Below are 16,792 nucleotides of genomic sequence, written 5' to 3'. Positions count from 1 at the left end.
GAGGGCACGCTCGTACAGTGACGGGGTGCCTGACACCGCGCTCACCGGACCCACCGTCGACCCCACCGATCCCGCGTCGTACGCGACGCTGCACGCCGACGCCGTCGCGCTGCTGCAGGGCTGGCAGCCGACCAGCCCGGCGGCGGCCGACGCGCGGGACCGGACCCTCGCGCTGCTCACCGCCGGGCCGGTCGCGATGAGCCGGCAGCACCGCCCCGGCCATGTCACCGCGAGCGCGCTGGTGCTGGACCCGACCGGCGCACGGGTGCTGCTCTGCCTGCACGCCAAGTTCGGCCGCTGGGTGCAGCTCGGCGGACACTGCGAACCGGTCGACCAGACCCTGGTCGGAGCCGCGCTGCGCGAGGCCACCGAGGAGTCCGGCATCGACGGCCTGCACATCGATCCGGTGCCGATCGACATCGACGTGCACGAGGTGCTCTGCCAGGGCGGGTCGCGCCACTACGACGTCCGGTTCGCCGTGGTCGCCCCGCCCGGCGCCGTCGAGCAGGTCAGCGACGAGGCCGAGGAGCTGGGATGGTTCCCGCCCGATCGGCTGCCCGAGCCGCTGGCCGGCGGGACGGCGCAACTGGTCGAGCCGGCCCTCGCGGCCCTCAGACGTAGCCCTCTTCGCCCCGCTCCTTCAGCTCGTCGACGAGGAGCTTGACGTCCTGGGCCCGTTCACGCGGGCAGACCAGCACCGCGTCCGGAGTGTCCACCACGATCAGGTCGCGCACACCGAGGACCGCCACCAACCGGCCCGACTGCGGCACCACCACCAGATTGGCGGTGTCCCGCAGGAGCACGCCCGGCTTGGCGTCGGTGCCGAGCACCACGTTGCCCGCGTCGTCGGCGGGCAGCACGTCACCCAGGGTGTGGAAGTCACCGACGTCGTTCCAGCCAAAATCGCCCGGCACCGTGGCGACCCGACCCGCGGTGGCCGCGCCCTCCATCACCGCGTAGTCGACGGAGATCTTCGGCAGCGTCGGCCAGACCGTGCCGAGCACGTCGTCCTGCTCAGGGGTGCCCCAGGCGGTGGCGATCGCGGTGACCCCCGCGTGCAGCGCGGGCTGCTGGCGGGCCAACTCGGCGAGGAACACGTCCACCCGCCAGACGAACATGCTCGCGTTCCACAGGTGCCGGCCCGAGCGGACGTACGCCTCGGCGACCTCGGCGGCCGGCTTCTCCTTGAACTCGGCCACCTGGCGCCACGGCGTGCCCTCGGTCTCGTCGCCGGTCTCCAGGTAGCCGTAGCCGGTCTCCGGCCGGGTCGGGGTGATCCCGACCGTCATCAGCATGCCCTGCTCGGCCCCCCGGACCGCCTCCCGCACCGTGCGCACCCAGCTGTCCGGGTCGCGGATCAGGTGGTCGGCCGCGAAGCTCCCCATGACCGCGTCCGGGTCACGCTGCGCGATCACCGCCGCGGCCAGCGCGATCGCCGCGCAGGAATCCCGGGGGGACGGCTCGACCAGGATGTTCTCCTCCGGCAGCCCGGTCAGCTGTCGGGCGACCGCCGCGACGTGCGCGGCGCCGGTGACCACGAGGGTCCGATCCGGTGTGGTCAGCGGCGCGAGCCGCTCCACGGTCGCCTGGAGCAACGAGGCGCTGGTACCGGTCAGCGGGTGGAGGAACTTGGGGTGGCCGGCGCGGGACAACGGCCACAACCTTGTGCCGCTGCCACCTGCCGGGATGACCGCATAAAGCATCCGCACATCATGCCCGACGCATCCGCCCGCAGTGGCACGGGTCACCACGAGAGGCCCGAAGGGTTACGACCGGGCGCGACTCCAGGCGGCGATGTGCACCTCGGCGCTGGACTCCCAGGTGAACTCCTTGGCTCGGTCGAAGCCCGCCTTCGCCAGCGACAACCGGCGCTGCTCGTCGTCGAGCAGGGCGGCCAGGTCGGTGGCGATCTGGCCCGGGTCCTCCGAGGTGTACGCCACGGCGTCGCCGCCCACCTCAGGCAGCGAGAGCCGGGGGGTGGTCAGCACCGGGGCGGCGCACGCCATCGCCTCCAGGATCGGCAGGCCGAACCCCTCGCCGTACGACGGGTATGCCGCGACCAGCGCGCCACCGAGGAAGCCGGGCAGGTCGGCGTAGCGCAGGTAGCCGGGGCGCAGCAGCCGCAGGTGGGACGGGACCTCGGCCACCGCCCGGTCGATGTCGTCGTCGTGCCCCTGCCCACCGGCGATCACCAGGGCCGGCGGGTCGACCCGGTCGGCCACCGCGCGGGCCCAGCCGCGGATCAGGTTGGGCACGTTCTTGCGCGGCTCCTTGGCGCCGAGGAAGGCCACGTACGTGCTGTTGCCCAGCCCCAGCCGGGCGCGCACGCGGGCCTTCTCCTCCTCGCTGGGCGCGTGGAAGGCGTCGTGGTCGACACCGTGGTAGGCCACGTCGATACGGGTCGGGTCGGCGTCGAGCAGCCGGATCAGCTCGTCCCGGGTGGCCTTGCTGGGCACGATCACCCGGTTGGCGCGGCGCATCGAGGTCTTGATGGCGCTGCGGAAGAACGTGCGGCGGGACTTGTCGTAGTGCTCCGGCTCGGTGAAGAACGTCGCGTCGTGCACGGTGACCGTGACGGGGCACCCGGCCCGCAGCGGGCAGGTGTAGAAGGGCGAGTGCAGCACGTGCGCGCCGACCTGCTGGGCGAGCAGCGGCAGGCCGGTCTGCTCCCAGGCGAGCCGGGCCGGGCGGTGCGCCACGGCGGCCGGAGCGGGGATGATCTCCGCGCCGGGCAGCATCCGGGTGTAACGCTCCAGGTCGGTGCGGAGGCTCACCACGGCCAACTCCACCCCCGACCCGCACACCTTGCCGAGGGCACCGAGCAGACCGTCGACGTATCGACCGACGCCACCACGGTCGGCGGGGACACTCGTGGCGTCGATGAGCACGCGGGGCGGGCGACCGGCGGTCACGGGGCGACTCCTTGAGGGTGGGTCTGTGGGGAACAACACTCCGGGGTAAAGCCTACGCCGGAGTACGGGGCCGACGCTGACTGCGACCCGACGGTACGCCGACTTGTCATCGTCATCGAGTACGGGCGGCGGAGGCGTATCGTTCGCGCCGATGGCCGACAACATTGCCCGGGTGTTCGCCGACGCGATCGCGACCGACCCGACCCGACCGCTGCTGACCTGGTACGACGACTCCACCGGCGACCGCACCGAACTCTCCGGCGCGACCCTGGCGAACTGGGTGTCGAAGACCGCCAACCTCCTCGTCGACGAGGTCGGCCTCGCGCCGGGCACAGCGGCCGGCGTGCTGCTCCCCCCGCACTGGCAGACCGCCGCCGTCCTGCTGGGCTGCTGGGCTGCCAAGGTGACCGTCGCCGACACCCCGGGCGCGGTGGACGTTCTCTTCGCCGCCGCCGACCGGCTCGACGAAGCACAGTCCTGGCCCGCCGACGAGCGGTACGTCCTGGGCCTCGCCCCGCTCGCCGTCCCGCTGCGGCAGGTGCCGCCCGGCTTCGCCGACTACGTGGTCGAGGTACGCGGGCACGGCGACCACTTCACCCCGCAGTCCGGTCCCGGCCCCGCCGACGCGCACCTGCTGGCCCGCGCCGAGGCCCGCGCCGACGAGCTGGGCATCGAGCGTGGGGCACGTGTCCTGGTCGACGCCAGCCGCTACCCGGATCCGGTCGACTGGCTCCTGGCCCCGCTGACCCGGGCCGCCACAGTCGTCCTGTGCGCCAACCTGGCCCCGGCCAACCTCCCCACCCGCCTGACCACGGAGAAGGTCACGCACGCTCTCCCGTGACCCACCCGCCGGCGCCCCGGTGGCGCGGCAGCGCGGCACCACGGGGATCCCCGGGTGGGCGCCCGGCACGGCCAAGGGCCGGTGGGTACGCGCCCGTCCTTTGCTCTGCTTCAACCGGCGCAACAGAAAGCGGCCCGGACTGTTGCGTCCGCGTAAGCAGAGCAAAGGACGCGTATGCCGGGGCACACCCCAGTCACCACCATGCGCTCCGACGGGGCGGAGACGAGTCGCCACGCGGCCAACTGTCAGGCGGGCGTCCTGTTCGCAGGGCGGCGTTGGGCCAGGGCGGCGAACGCGGTAAGCGACTCCGGGTTCACCAGGGCGCCCTTGGCCGCGGCCTGGTCGACCGGGGTGCCGGTGAGGATCTTCTTGACCGGCACCTCCAGCTTCTTCGCCGAGAGGGTGCGGGGCACGGCGCGTACCTGGTGGATCTCGTCGGGCACGTGCCGGGGTGAGAGGGCGGTCCGCAGCTCGCGGCAGATCTTCTTCCGCAGCGCGTCGTCCAGCGTCAGCCCGTCGGCCAGCACCACGAAGAGCAGCAGCTCACCGGCGCCGCCCTCGTCGTCCTCCAGGTGCACCACCACCGAGTCGACGACCTCGTCGAGGCCCTCGACCACCGAGTAGAACTCGGCGGTGCCGAGCCGCACCCCGCCACGGTTGAGGGTGGCGTCGGAGCGCCCGGTGATCACGCAGCCGCCCCGGGAGTTGATGGTGATCCAGTCACCGTGCCGCCAGACGCCCGGGTAGACGGAGAAGTACGCCTCGGCGTAACGGGTGCCGTCCGGGTCGTTCCAGAAGCCCACCGGCATGCTCGGCATCGGCTCGGTGATCACCAGCTCGCCCAGCTCGCCGATCACCGGGGTGCCGTCGGCCGAGCGGGCCTCCACCTTGGCGCCCAGCGCGCGGCAGGCGATCTCACCGGCGTACACCGGCAGCAGCGGCACCCCGCCGACGAAGCCCGTGCACACGTCGGTGCCGCCCGACAGCGACTGGAGCTGCACCTGGTCGCCGACGGTGTCGTACACCCAATGAAAGCCCTCGGCGGGCAGCGGCGCACCGGTGGAACCGACACCGCGCAGCGCGGACAGGTCGGCGACCTCGCGGGGCACCAGGCCGGCCTTGCGGCAGGCCAGTAGGAACGGCGCCGAGGTGCCGAAGTACGTGGTGTTGGTCTCGGCCGCCAGCCGCCACAGCGCGCCGAGGTCGGGCTCGGCCGGCCGGCCGGGCTCCGCCCGGACCCCCGGGTTGCCGTCGAAGAGCACGATGGCCGCGCCCACCGCCGGCCCGGAGACCAGGAAGTTCCACATCATCCAGCCGGTGGTGGTGAACCAGAAGAAGCGGTCGGCCGGGCCGAGGTCGTGGTGCAGGGCGAGCATCTTCAGGTGTTCCAGCAGGATGCCGCCGTGGCCGTGCACGATCGGCTTCGGCAGGCCGGTGGTGCCCGAGGAGTAGAGCACGTACAGCGGGTGGTCGAACGGCACCGGCGTGAACGTCGACGGCTCGTCGGTGGGCGCGGCCAGCTCCGCCCAGCTCAGCGCGCCCTCGGGCGCGGAGCCCGTCGGGTCGAGGTAGCCGATGCTCACGGTGTGGCGCAGCGACGGCAGGGCCGCCCGGATCGCGGCGACCTCGGCGCGGCGGTCCACCGGCTTGTCGCCGTAGCGGTAGCCGTCCACGGCGACCAGCACGGTCGGCTCGATCTGCTGCCACCGGTCGGTGACGCTGCGCGTGCCGAACTCGGGCGCGCAGGACGAGAAGATGGCCCCCAGGCTGGCGGTGGCCAGCAGCAGGACGTACGTCTCGGGAATGTTGGGGGCGTACGCCGCCACCCGGTCCCCGGCGGTGACGCCGAGGCGGCGCAGACCGGCCGACACCCGGCGGACCTGCTCGCGCAGCTCCCCGGCGGTGAGGGTGACCGGCCCCCGGGTCTGGCCGTGCGCGATGACCACGGGGTCGTCGTCGGCGCGGCCCGGCATCCGCAGCACGTTCTCGGCGTAGTTGAGGGTGGCGCCCGGGAACCAGCGGGCCCCGGGCATCCCCCGCTCGGCCAGGGTGGCGGTCGGCGGGGTGTGCGCGATCACCTCGAAGTGGTCCCAGATCGAGCGCCAGAACGCGTCCAGGTCAGTGACCGACCACCGCCACAGCGCGTCGTAGTCGGCGAAGTCCAGCCCGCGGTGCTCGCGCAGCCAGCGCAGGTAGTCGCCGATCCGGGACCGCTCCAGCACGTCCGCCGGCGGCGTCCACAGCACGTCACCCACTGCTCCACCCTCCCCTGGCCCCGCACGACACTGTGAATGGGCCGTGGCGCCATCTTGCCCTACCTCGAAGCGCCATTCTGCGCACCGGGTACGCCGATCGACGCGTGCCCGGCCCACACTCCAGCCCACCCACCCATGTGGTTCAGCCCGCCCGGTGCGCCTGGATGGCCCGGCGGCGGGCCAGGCGGTGTGCACGCCGGATCTCGGCCTCCCGGTACCGGCGCTCGTCCTCCGGCGTCTCCGGCAGCACCGGACGGACCATGCGCGGCGCACCGCCGACGTCCACCCCGACGAAGACCAGGTACGCCGTGGCCACCCGCACCGGCGCGTCCTCGGCCGAGTCCCACCGCTCGGCGACCACCCGCACGCCCACCTCCATCGACGTCTGCCCGGTCCAGTTCACCTGGGCGTGCGCGTGCACCAGGTCACCGACCCGCACGGCCTCGGAGAAGACGATCTCGTCGATCGCCGCGGTGACCGCCGTTCCGCCGCTGTGCCGGGCGGCGGCGGCGCCCGCCACGTCGTCGACGAACTTCATCAGGACCCCGCCGTGGACGGTTCCGTAGAGGTTCACGTCCACCGCAGTCATGATCTTGCTGAGGGTGACGCGCGAGTACGACGTCGGCTTGCCGGTCGGAGCGGCGGAGAGGTGCTCGGTCATGCCGGAAACGGTACGGTGCGCGGATGCGACATCTCTGGAGCTTCCTCGCCGGGTTGGTGGTGGCACCCATCACGTGGGCGCTTGTCACACTCGGGCAGGACGGGTCGAGCCGGACGGTCGACCGCTGGGTGGAGATCGGCACCTTCAACACCGCCAACCTGATCGAGCCGGCCGTGTACCTCGGTGTCGGCGGTGTCCTGCTCGGGCTGCTCGGCACACTGCGCTTCTCACCGGCGGGCCCGCTGGTGGCCGGGCTGCTGCTGGTCACCCCGTACGTCGGGATGTTCGTGGCGCCGTTCGAGGTGCGCGACGCGATCCCGCAGGGGTGGAAGGTGCTCGGTGACCCGCTGCCGCTGGCGCTGCCGGTGCAGAACGGCACGCTCTTCCTGCTCGGCCTGCTGCTGCTCATGGCGACGTTCAGCGGTCAACGCTGGCGGCAGTGGCCGCAGGCCGCCACCGCGCCGGCCCTGACGCCGGCGCCGGCGGACGGCCCGCGCGGCGACGACTTCACCCTCACCGACTGGCCGTCGCCCGAGCCCGCGGAGCGCGACACCGCCCCGCTGACCCTGGGTTACCCGGCCGATCCGACGCCGACCGAGCCGCTGCCCCGCCGGGTGGGCGGCGAATCGCCGTGGTCCGCCCCGCCGCGCGGCCAGTCGCGCCCCGAGGACACCACCGAGATCCGTTGATCGTCGGGCGGGCCGGCAGGCCCGGCCCGCCCGACCAGACCCGCCGCGCGAGGGGCGCGAGTCGCGCTAGTGCACGGCGACGGCCAGGTCCGGGTCGACCGCGCCGAGGGTGGCGCGGGGCACGACCAGGACCATGACCGCCAGCGCCGCCGCCATGCCGCCCGCGATGACGACCGCCATCGGTACGCTCCCCGTGCCGAACAGGCCGGCCAGGGGCGCCGACAACGCGCCGACGCCGAACTGCACGGCCCCGAGCAGCGCCGCGGCTGTGCCGGCGGCCTCGCTGTGCCGGCTCATGGCCAGCGCCGGAGCGTTCGGCAGGGCCAGGCCCGCCGCGGCCAGCACGAGCCACAGCGACGCGAGCAGGGTGCCAAGGCCACCGACGCCGGTGGCGGCGAACACGACCAGCAGCAGCCCGGCGGCCGTTCCGGCGATCAGCGCGCTGATGAGGATCTGCTGCGGGGTGTAGCGCCGCAGCAGCCGGATGTTGAACTGGGTGGCGCCGATCAGGCCGACGGCACCGGCCCCGAAGGCCAGGCCGAACTGCTGCTCGTCGAGGCCGTACTCCCGCTGGAGCACGAAGGACGACCCGGAGACGTACGCGAACAGCGACGCCATGGCCAGCCCGGCGACGAGCACCAGGCCGACGAAGGCCCGGTCGTTGAGCAGCCCCCGGTAGTCGCGCAGGGTCGCCGCCACTCCGCCGTGCCGGCGGCGTGCCACCGCGAGGGTCTCCGGAAGCTGCAACGCCGCGATGACGATCAGCAACGCGCCCAGCACGGCCAGCGCCGCGAAGACGCCCCGCCACTCGGTCCAGCGCAGCAGCCCGCTGCCCAGCGTCGGCGCGAGGATCGGCGCCAGCCCCATGACCAGCATCAACCGGGAGAAGATCCGCGCGAACGAGGCGCCGCTGAACAGGTCACGGACGACGGCCGTGGCGACCACGGTGGCGGCCGCCACGCCGAGGCCCTGCAGGACGCGCAGCACGCCGAGCACGGCGATGTTGGGCGCGAAGACGCACAGCACGGAGGCCACGATGTGCACGGCGAGCCCGGCGAGCAGCGGCAGACGCCGCCCGACCACGTCGGAGAGCGGCCCGATCAGCAACTGGCCCAGCGCGAGGCCGAGCAGCGTGCCGGTCAGCGTCAACTGCACGGCCGTCTCGGTGGTCTGCAGGCCGGCCGTGATGGCGGGCAGCGCCGGCAGGTACATGTCGATGGTCAGGGGGCCGATCGCGATCAACGCGCCGAGCACCAGCACGAGCCGCGCCCGCTGGCGGTTGGTCATCAGGTCGCCGGGCAGCACATCCTGCTCGGGGGCGGTCTTCTCCACCAGCTGCTTCATCATCTCGATCTCTCTGCGGAGGGTCGTGCGTCGTGGGGCGAGCGGTGGGGGATCGTGTTCGGTGATTCTCACTTGGCGACAACGTCGCAGACCCCTGTGACATCGCCACTGTGTGGGGGCTCACGCAGACGACGACAGCCCCACCGCCGGCGGGCGGTGGGGCTGTCGGGGTCGATCAGGCGGCGGTCAGACGACGCCGGCCAGCAACTGCCGGGCCATGACGATGCGCTGCACCTGGTTGGTGCCCTCGTAGATCTGGGTGATCTTGGCGTCACGCATCATCCGCTCGACCGGGTAGTCGCGGGTGTAGCCGTAGCCGCCGAGCAGCTGCACCGCGTCGGTGGTGATCTCCATGGCGGCGTCGGAGGCGAAGCACTTGGCCGCCGCGCCGAAGTAGGTCAGGTCGGCGTCGCCCCGCTCGGACTTGCCGGCGGCGGCGTACGTGAGCTGCCGCGCCGCCTCCAGCTTCATGCCCATGTCGGCGAGCATGAACTGGATGCCCTGGAACTCGGCGACCGCCTTGCCGAACTGGCGGCGCTCGGCCACGTACCCCTTGGCGTAGTCGAGCGCGCCCTGCGCGATCCCTACGGCCTGCGCGGCGATGGTGACCCGGGTGTGGTCCAGGGTCTTCATGGCGGTGGCGAAGCCGGTGCCCTCGGCGCCGATCATCCGGTCGGCGGGGATCCGCACGTTGTCCAGGTAGACCTCGCGGGTCGGCGAGCCCTTGATGCCGAGCTTCTTCTCCGGAGCGCCGAAGCTCACCCCGGCGTCGGACTTCTCGACCACGAAGGCCGAGATGCCCCGGGAGCGGGCGGCGGGGTCGGTGACGGCGAAGACGGTGTAGAACTCGGAGACGCCGGCGTTGGTGATCCACCGCTTCACGCCGTTGAGCACCCAGTGATCCCCGTCACGCACCGCCCGGGTCGTCATCGACGCCGCGTCGCTGCCCGCCTCCGGCTCGGAGAGGCAGTACGAGAACATGGCGTCGCCCGCCGCGACCGGGGTCAGGTAGCGGCGCTTGAGCTCCTCGGAACCGGACAGCAGCAGCGGCATCGTGCCGAGCTTGTTCACCGCCGGGATCAGCGACGAGGACGCACAGGCGCGCGCCACCTCCTCGATCACGATGGCGGTGGCCAGCGCGTCCGCGCCCGCGCCGCCGTACTCCTCGGGGATGTGCGGCGCGTGGAAATCGGCTGCCCGCAGCGCGTCGTAGGACGCCTTCGGGAACTCCCCGGTCTCGTCGGCCTCGGCGGCGTGCGGAGCCACCTTGGCGGCACAGACCTCACGGACCGCCTGCCGGATCGCCTCATGCTCCTCGGGCAACCGGTAGACGTCGAACGACTCCCCTGCGGCCATGTCGGCCCCTCCCCTTCACCGCTATCATGCGCAGTCTGTGGCCTCCCCTGACCGCCGACCGCGCAGACTGAAGGATAGCGACTGCAGTTCAGGTGATGTTACCGGCGCGTAGGTATGGGCATGACGGAGCACCCGCGCCGCTGGGCGATGATGGAAGGCAGACAGTTGAGCCACCCCTCCGGTGCCCGGCCAGGCGCCGCAGCAGAATGCGACGCGACGACGCGCCGCCAGTGCGAGCGGAGAAGACAGGCGTGACGATCCCCTACCCCACCATCCAGCCGACCCCCGCCATCGCCGCGGTGACGCCGCCTTCGGGCGCGCCTCGGCCGCGGGTGACGTTCCTGGGGACCGGCTACCTCGGTGCGACGTACGCCATCTGCTACGCGGAACTCGGCTACGAGGTGCTCGGGTTCGACGTCGACGCGGACAAGATCGCGATGTTGAACGCCGGCGAGGTGCCGATCCACGAGCCCGGCCTGGACGAGCTGCTCAAGCGCAACCTGGCCGCCGGTCGGCTGCGGTTCTCGACCGACATCGCCGAGACCGCCGAGTTCGGCGACGTGCACTTCATCTGCGTCGGCACCCCGCAGCGGGCCGACGGGATGGGCGCCGACCTGTCGTACGTCGAGGCGTCGGTGACCAGCCTCGCGCAGCACCTGACCCGCAAGGCGCTGATCGTCGGCAAGTCCACCGTGCCGGTGGGCACCGCCGACTGGGTCGAGCAGCTGGTCGGTAAGCACACCCCCGGCGACCTGGGCGTCGAGGTGGCGTGGAGCCCCGAGTTCCTCCAGGAGGGCTTCGCCGTCGACGACGTGCTGCGCCCCAACCGGATCGTGGTCGGCGTGAAGAGCGAGTGGGCCAACGGCATGCTCTACGCCGCGCACAAGGGCGTCTTCGACCTGGCCGCCACCGAGGACCGCGAGGTGCCCCTGGTGGTCACCGACTTCGCGACGGCCGAGCTGGTCAAGGTCGCGGCGAACGCGTTCCTGGCCACGAAGATCTCCTTCATCAACGCCATGGCCGAGGTCTGCGAGGCCAGCGGCGGCGACGTCACCCAGCTGGCCCGCGCGATCGGGTACGACCCCCGGATCGGCAACCGGTTCCTCCAGGCCGGCCTCGGCTTCGGTGGCGCCTGCCTGCCGAAGGACATCCGCGCCTTCCAGGCCCGCGCGCAGGAGCTGGGGGCCGGCGAGGCGCTGCGCTTCCTGCACGAGGTCGACCTGATCAACCTGCGCCGCCGGACCCGCGTGCTCCAGCTCGCGGCGGACCTGCTCGGCCGCCGCTCCGGGCCGGCCGGCCCGGACTTCTCCGGCACCCGGATCGCCGTGCTGGGCGCGACCTTCAAGCCCAACACCGACGACGTCCGCGACGCCCCGGCGCTCGCCGTCGCCGCGCTCCTGCAGAAGGCCGGCGCCGACGTGCACGTGTACGACCCGCAGGGCACCGAGAACGCCCGCCGCGCGGTGCCCGAGCTGACCTACGAGGCCGGCATCAACGAGGCGGTCGCCGGCGCCGACCTGGTCTGCGTCCTCACCGAGTGGGCGGACTTCCGCAACGCCGACCCGGTCGCCCTGGGCGAGCTGGTCGGCGGTCGCAAGGTCGTCGACGGGCGCAACTGTCTCGACTCGGCACTGTGGACCCAGGCCGGCTGGGAGTACCGGGGCATGGGCCGCCCCTGACGGTTCGCCACTCACCGGCCGGTCGCGAAGCACTCTGCGCGGCCGGCCGGTGATGTTGTTTGCCCCGGACCCGCCGACAAGTGTCGAAATCCGCGCCAGCTTTGGGCATGCTGCGACAGTGGGAGTCCACAGTGCGGGTGGAGGGGTGTCGTGGCGACCTTTCAATGCTCCTCGTGCGGTCGGGAGATCAAGCCGGCCGTGCGCTGCCCGCACTGCGGGGCCGACCAGCCCCAGTGGGTCGAACATCTGGCGGACATCGAGCGCTCGATCGCGGAGATGAAGGCACGCGACGCCGCCATCGCCAGCGAACAGCGGCAGATCGCCGCCAAGATGCAGGCCGCGCTCTTTCAACGGGACATCCTCGCCCACGCCGGTGAGGAGCGGATCAAGCAGGCCACCCGGCCCCGCCGGGTGCTGCGCCGCCGCCCCGGTCGCCGCCCGCCGACGGCCACCACCGGCGCGCCGCCGCCCCGGGTTCCGCGCCAGGGCACGCCGCACGTTCCGGACGATCCGCCGCCGCCCCCGCCCCGGGCGTCCTGGCTGGACGCCGACGACCCCGAGCACCCGCCGGAGGCGTCCTCGCGGGAGGTGCAGAACATCCCGCTCGGGCTGGGCGCGCTGCTGCTCGCCGTGGCCGCAGTGGTCTTCGCCGCGGTGGCGACCAGCTCGATGGACGCGCTGGCCCGCCTCGGCGTCCTGCTGGTCGCCACGGTGTTGATGCTGCTCGCACCGCCGGCGCTGGCCCGGCGCGGGCTCACCTCCACCGCGGAGACGATCTCCGCGGTGGGTCTGCTGCTCGTGCCGCTGGCCGGGTACGCGCTGTGGGCGGTGGACCGGATCGGCGACGGCGTCACCTCCGGCGCCGTCTTCGCCGGGCTGATCTTCGCGGCCACCGCCGCCGTGTCCGTCGGGTACGCCGCCTGGACCGGGCTGCGCGCGCCCCGCTTCGCGACAGTGGTCGCCGCGCAGCCGGTGCTGCCGCTGCTCGCGTACGACCGGATCACCGGGCCGGGCGGCTGGGCGCTGGTGCTGACCCTGGTGGCCCTCCTCGACCTCTGGCTGGCCCGCTCCCCGATCGTGGTGGAGCGCCCCGTCCGGCAGGACCTGCCGGACGCGGCCACCGGATCGGCGGCGCCCCGGCAACGTGCCGCCGAGGCGCGACCGGAGGCCGACCCGGAGGAGGCCGGCGAGCTGATCGACGCGGGCGCGGGCACCGTCGACGCCCGGCCCGCCCGCGCGGTTCCCGGGCTGCGCGAGCTGACCTGGTCGCTGCACGCGGTGGCCGTCGCGGTCGCCCTGGCGTACGCGGTCACCGCCCTGCTGCGGGCAGAGGCCGTACCGACGGCGACCGGTGCCGGACTGGTGCTCCTGCTGGCCGCCGCCGTCGGGCTGGCCGGCGCGCTGGTGCTGCGCCGCCCACCGCTGCCGGACGTGGCGGCCGGCATCCTCACCCTGGCCGTGATCGGCGCGTTCGGCCGGATCGTCTCCGTGGCCCTGCCCGGCCAGGCGTTGCTGCTGATCGCGGCGGTGATCACGGTGACCGGGCTGGCGGTACGCGCGGTCCCCGAGACCGCCCGACGCGGCCCGCAGATCGCCTCGGCGGTCGCCCTCACCGTCAGCGGACTGGTTGTCGCCGGAGGAGCACTGCGCGCCGGGGTCGCCCCGGTCCGGGCGGCACTGCCCGCGTGGAGCGCCGACCTGGACAGGTACCCGGCCGAGCTGGCCGCCGCCGTCGGCCCGACCACGTGGCAACTCGCCGCCGCCGCGTTCCTGCTCACCATCGCCGCGGTGCTGGCCCTGCCGCCGGAGATCCGCCGCGAGTTCGCGGTCGCCGGGGCCGCGCTGACTGCGCTCGCCGTACCGGCGTCGTTCGGGCTCGGCTGGGCCTCGGCGCCCTGGCCGATGGTGGTCACCGCGATCGGCATCGGGGTCATCGGCCTCTCCGCGCGTACCACCCGGGCCGCCCTGGCCCACGCGGCCGGCGCCGCCGTGGTGGGCCTGTTCGGCGCGGGCGCCGGCCTGTCCCGTCCGGCGCTCACCGCCGCGGTCCTGCTCACCCTCTTCGCGGCCGGCGCGCTGGTCGCGCTGGCGCCCCGGGTCCGGATCGCGTCGGCCGCCGCCGACACGGTCACGGACTGGGCCGCCGGAGGGGCGGCCTTCGCGCTGCCCGGAGCGGTGGCCGCGTTCGTGGCCGCGACCATGCCCGTCGACGAGACCCCCACCCCGGCCAGCCTCCGCGAGGCGACCGTCCCGGTGCTGGCGGCGAGCTTCCTGGCCGTCTGTGTGACCCTCGGGTACGCCGCCATGGTGCAGGTGTCCCAGCGGCGCATCCCGGCGCCCCTGTCTGTCGGCACCGGGCTGGGCGCGCTCGTCGTCACCGCCGCCGCCTTCGGCGCACCCGGTGCGACGGTCGCCGACGCCTGGGTCGGTGCGCTGCTGCTGGTCGCCGCGGTGCTGCTCTTCCTGGCCCCGTCGATCGACGCCGGCCGCCGCTCGGACCTCACCCTGGACGGGTCGGACCTGGCCGCCGCGGCGGTGACCACCGCCCTGATCGCCACAATGGTGCGGATCGCCGCGGTCCTCGCTCCGGGTGGGCAACTGGCGGTGGCCGCCGGCCTGGTCCTGGTGGTGGCCGTGGGCGCCCGTGCCATGCCCGAGGAGTGGCGACGCGGCCCGATCCTCGGCATCGCCGTCGGCGGCCTGCTCATCGGCGTGCTCGCCGGCTGGACGGCGCTGCGCGGTGGGGTCGGTGTGCTGGCCACCCCCGGGCCGATCTGGGACGGCGACCTGAGCGGCTGGCCGGCCGCGCCGACCGGCGGCGCGACCTGGCAGGCGCCGATCGCGCTGGTGCTGTTGGCCGTCGCCGCCGGCCTCCTGCTCCCGCCGCCCTGGCGGTGGGACGCGTCAGGCGTGGCCGTGGTGCTCGCCACGATCGGCGCACCGGCCGCGTTCGAGCTGCCCTGGTGGTCGCCGGTGCTCGTCGGGGCCATGGTCGCCACCGTCTACGGGATGGCGGCGGTGGCCAGCGAGGAGGCCCGGGCCGGGCTGTCCCGGGCCACCGTGGCCGGGGTGGTCGCGCTGCACGGGGCCGGTGCCGGCCTGGTCCGCCCGTGGACCACCGCGCTGGCGCTGGGCAGCATCGCGCTGATCGGCATCGTGGTGGCCGCGCTGGCGCGCGTCCTGGCCGGGCCGCAGGTAGCCGACCTGGAGACCGAGGGCATGCCGCCGCACCTGGCGCAGATCGGTGGCGCGGCGGCCGGCGCCGCGCTGCTCGCGCTGCCCGGCGCGGTGGCGGCGCTGGCCGTCGAGTTCCAGCACTCGGCACAGGTGGTGCTGACCGCCGCGCTGGCCGCGTCCAGCCTCGGTCTGGCCGGCGTCGCCGCGGTACGCCGGCACGTTCCGCAGTACCTGCCCTGGGTCAGCGTGGCCGTGGTCGGCGGTGCCAGCATCAGCGCGCTCGCCGCCATCCCCACCGGGCTCCCGGCCGGGGTCTACGCGGCCGCCGCCGCGTTGCTCGGTGTCCTCGCCGAGCTGATCCGCGCGGCGACCGTGCCGCCCACCGGTTCCGCCCAGCCGGTCCGCCGCTGGGCGGTGCTCCTCGACGGTGCGCTACGGCGACTGCCGGACGACCCGGACCGGCGGCGGTGGCGGGTCAGCCCCTCCGCCGGCGCGCTCGCGGCCGCCGCGCTGCCGACCGCCCTGGCGGTCGCGTCGATCGCGCCCGCCCTGATCGTCGCCCTCGTCGAGCCGCACCGCACGTTGAGCCGGATCTGGCAGGGTCCGCCGCCGGAGCTGCTCACCCCGCCGGCGGACGTGGTCAACCCGACCCACGTGCTGACCGCGCTGCTGCTCACCGCGACGGCGGCCCTGGCCGCCACCGGGTTCAGCGGCGGACGGCGGTCCCGTGCCGTACCGGTGGTGCTACCCGGCGCTGCCGTCACGCTGCTGATCGCGCCCATCGCGCTGGGCAGTGGGTGGCCGGCGAGCACGCTCGCCGCGCTCTCCGTCTTCACCATCTCCATGCTCGGCCTCGCCCTGACCCCGCCACCGCCCCTCGTCGAGCCGGCCCGTTCGCTGCGGCTGGCCCGGGTGCTGGTCTTCGCCATCGGCCTCGCCGCCGGTGGGGCCGGCCTGGCCGGCAGCCTGGCCGACCGGCAACTGACCCTGTTCACCCTCGGGGGCGCGGTCGGCGTGGGCGTGGTGGCGGCCCTGTTCGGCACCACCCAGCGGGCGCGCATCCTCGGCTGGCTCTTCGCCTCGCTGATGGCCCAGCTCTTCGTGCTCACCGCCGGCCTGATCATCGGGCTGGCAGCGGTCTGGTCCGCGTTCGGGGTGCTCGCCGTCGGAGCGGTCCTGCAGGTGTTCGCCGCGACCCTGCCCCGACTGCGCCGCCCGGAGGCGCAGCGCGAGGCCGCCACCGTGCAGTGGAGCGGGTACGCGGCGGCCCTGATCGCGCTGGCGCTCGCCTTCGACTCCCCCCGGCACATCGCCGCCCTGCTGGCCGCCTGGGGAGCGGTCCTCGGCGTGGCGGCGACCCGTCCCGGACGACGGCCGGTGGAACGCCGAATCCTCTTCTGGGCGGTGGTGTTCTGCGAGATCACCGCCTGGTGGATCCTGATGCGCGTCGCCGACGTGGCGCTGCCCGAGGCGTACACGCTGCCGTTCGCCGCGCTGGCCCTGCTGGTCGGCGTGCTCGAACTACGGCACCGACCGGATCTGAGCAGCTGGGTGGCGTACGGGCCGGCGTTGGTCGCCGCGTTCCTGCCGACGCTGGCGATCGTGCTGGCCACCGATTCCAGCACGTTGCGGCAGATGCTGCTGCTGCTCGGTGCGGTGGCGGTGCTGATCTTCGGCTCGTCCAGCCGGCAGCAGGCCCCGGTGATCGTCGGCGCGTCGGTCACCGCGATCGCCGCGATCCACGCGCTGTTCAGCCTCGGCCCGTGGCTGGCGCTGATCCCCGTGGGGCTCATGCTGCTCGTCCTCGGGGCCAGCAACGAACGCCGCCGCCGCGCCCAGGAACGCCTCCAGACCGCGCTACGCGGCATGAGATGAAAC

11 protein-coding genes are annotated in these 16,792 nt (G+C 73.9%); 5 read left to right on the top strand and 6 right to left on the bottom strand.

Annotated features, from left to right (window positions below; translation table 11 throughout):
• The first annotated feature begins 25 nt into the window (after positions 1 to 25).
• Positions 26 to 664, top strand: coding sequence for an NUDIX hydrolase (locus tag ACFYPR_RS07455; protein ID WP_387258961.1), 639 nt, complete (start codon positions 26 to 28; stop codon positions 662 to 664).
• Here the strand turns inward: ACFYPR_RS07455 and ACFYPR_RS07450 are convergent.
• Positions 612 to 1,703 (bottom strand): sugar phosphate nucleotidyltransferase, encoded by a 1,092-nt coding sequence (locus ACFYPR_RS07450; protein ID WP_354854232.1) that lies wholly within the window; start codon positions 1,701 to 1,703, stop codon positions 612 to 614. The two genes, ACFYPR_RS07455 and ACFYPR_RS07450, sit on opposite strands and share 53 nt — an antisense overlap.
• A gap of 63 nt (positions 1,704 to 1,766) precedes the next feature.
• On the bottom strand, positions 1,767 to 2,912 hold the full coding sequence (locus tag ACFYPR_RS07445; RefSeq protein ID WP_354854230.1) for a glycosyltransferase family 1 protein: 1,146 nt from the start codon (positions 2,910 to 2,912) through the stop codon (positions 1,767 to 1,769).
• 151 nt (positions 2,913 to 3,063) lie between these two features.
• Here ACFYPR_RS07445 and ACFYPR_RS07440 point away from each other — a divergent pair, with 151 nt between their 5' ends.
• The gene (locus tag ACFYPR_RS07440; RefSeq protein WP_354854228.1) at positions 3,064 to 3,753 is read left to right on the top strand and encodes a TIGR03089 family protein; all 690 of its coding nucleotides are present in this window, start codon (positions 3,064 to 3,066) and stop codon (positions 3,751 to 3,753) included.
• A gap of 245 nt (positions 3,754 to 3,998) precedes the next feature.
• On the opposite strand, the gene ACFYPR_RS07435 is transcribed toward ACFYPR_RS07440, so the two are convergent.
• Together ACFYPR_RS07435 and ACFYPR_RS07430 are read right to left on the bottom strand one after the other, a co-directional pair.
• Positions 3,999 to 6,008 carry an acetoacetate--CoA ligase gene (locus tag ACFYPR_RS07435; RefSeq protein ID WP_387258959.1) on the bottom strand — a complete coding sequence of 670 codons (2,010 nt, stop codon included), beginning with the start codon at positions 6,006 to 6,008 and terminating at the stop codon, positions 3,999 to 4,001.
• A gap of 142 nt (positions 6,009 to 6,150) precedes the next feature.
• Entirely contained in the window at positions 6,151 to 6,669 is a 519-nt protein-coding gene (locus ACFYPR_RS07430) for a hotdog domain-containing protein (protein ID WP_328423667.1), read from the bottom strand.
• A 23-nt stretch (positions 6,670 to 6,692) separates the two neighbouring features.
• Here ACFYPR_RS07430 and ACFYPR_RS07425 point away from each other — a divergent pair, with 23 nt between their 5' ends.
• A complete protein-coding gene (locus ACFYPR_RS07425; protein WP_387258957.1) occupies positions 6,693 to 7,358 on the top strand; it encodes a hypothetical protein in 666 nt (221 codons plus the stop codon).
• A 66-nt stretch (positions 7,359 to 7,424) separates the two neighbouring features.
• Here the strand turns inward: ACFYPR_RS07425 and ACFYPR_RS07420 are convergent, their stop codons facing one another.
• On the bottom strand, positions 7,425 to 8,705 hold the full coding sequence (locus ACFYPR_RS07420) for a Bcr/CflA family efflux MFS transporter (RefSeq protein ID WP_355063009.1): 1,281 nt from the start codon (positions 8,703 to 8,705) through the stop codon (positions 7,425 to 7,427).
• A 183-nt stretch (positions 8,706 to 8,888) separates the two neighbouring features.
• Positions 8,889 to 10,058 (bottom strand): acyl-CoA dehydrogenase family protein, encoded by a 1,170-nt coding sequence (locus ACFYPR_RS07415; protein ID WP_354854221.1) that lies wholly within the window; start codon positions 10,056 to 10,058, stop codon positions 8,889 to 8,891.
• 251 nt (positions 10,059 to 10,309) lie between these two features.
• On the opposite strand from ACFYPR_RS07415, the gene ACFYPR_RS07410 reads away from it, so the two are divergent.
• Both ACFYPR_RS07410 and ACFYPR_RS07405 read left to right on the top strand, forming a co-directional pair.
• A complete protein-coding gene (locus ACFYPR_RS07410; protein WP_354854219.1) occupies positions 10,310 to 11,737 on the top strand; it encodes a UDP-glucose/GDP-mannose dehydrogenase family protein in 1,428 nt (475 codons plus the stop codon).
• A 150-nt stretch (positions 11,738 to 11,887) separates the two neighbouring features.
• Positions 11,888 to 16,789 (top strand): SCO7613 C-terminal domain-containing membrane protein, encoded by a 4,902-nt coding sequence (locus ACFYPR_RS07405; RefSeq protein WP_387258955.1) that lies wholly within the window; start codon positions 11,888 to 11,890, stop codon positions 16,787 to 16,789.
• Positions 16,790 to 16,792 lie beyond the last annotated feature (3 nt).

Source organism: Micromonospora sp. NPDC005254, from assembly GCF_042872525.1.
GTDB lineage: Bacteria > Actinomycetota > Actinomycetes > Mycobacteriales > Micromonosporaceae > Micromonospora.
This window is presented reverse-complemented; position numbering and strand designations above follow the sequence as displayed.

Excerpts from the sequence above, each read along its gene's own strand:
- ACFYPR_RS07415 (WP_354854221.1), bottom strand. The coding sequence starts at position 10,058 with ATGGCCGCAGGGGAGTCGTTCGACGTCTACCGGTTGCCCGAGGAGCAT.
- ACFYPR_RS07420 (WP_355063009.1), bottom strand. The coding sequence starts at position 8,705 with ATGATGAAGCAGCTGGTGGAGAAGACCGCCCCCGAGCAGGATGTGCTG.
- ACFYPR_RS07450 (WP_354854232.1), bottom strand. The coding sequence starts at position 1,703 with ATGCTTTATGCGGTCATCCCGGCAGGTGGCAGCGGCACAAGGTTGTGG.
- ACFYPR_RS07440 (WP_354854228.1), top strand. The coding sequence starts at position 3,064 with ATGGCCGACAACATTGCCCGGGTGTTCGCCGACGCGATCGCGACCGAC.
- ACFYPR_RS07430 (WP_328423667.1), bottom strand. The coding sequence starts at position 6,669 with ATGACCGAGCACCTCTCCGCCGCTCCGACCGGCAAGCCGACGTCGTAC.
- ACFYPR_RS07425 (WP_387258957.1), top strand. The coding sequence starts at position 6,693 with ATGCGACATCTCTGGAGCTTCCTCGCCGGGTTGGTGGTGGCACCCATC.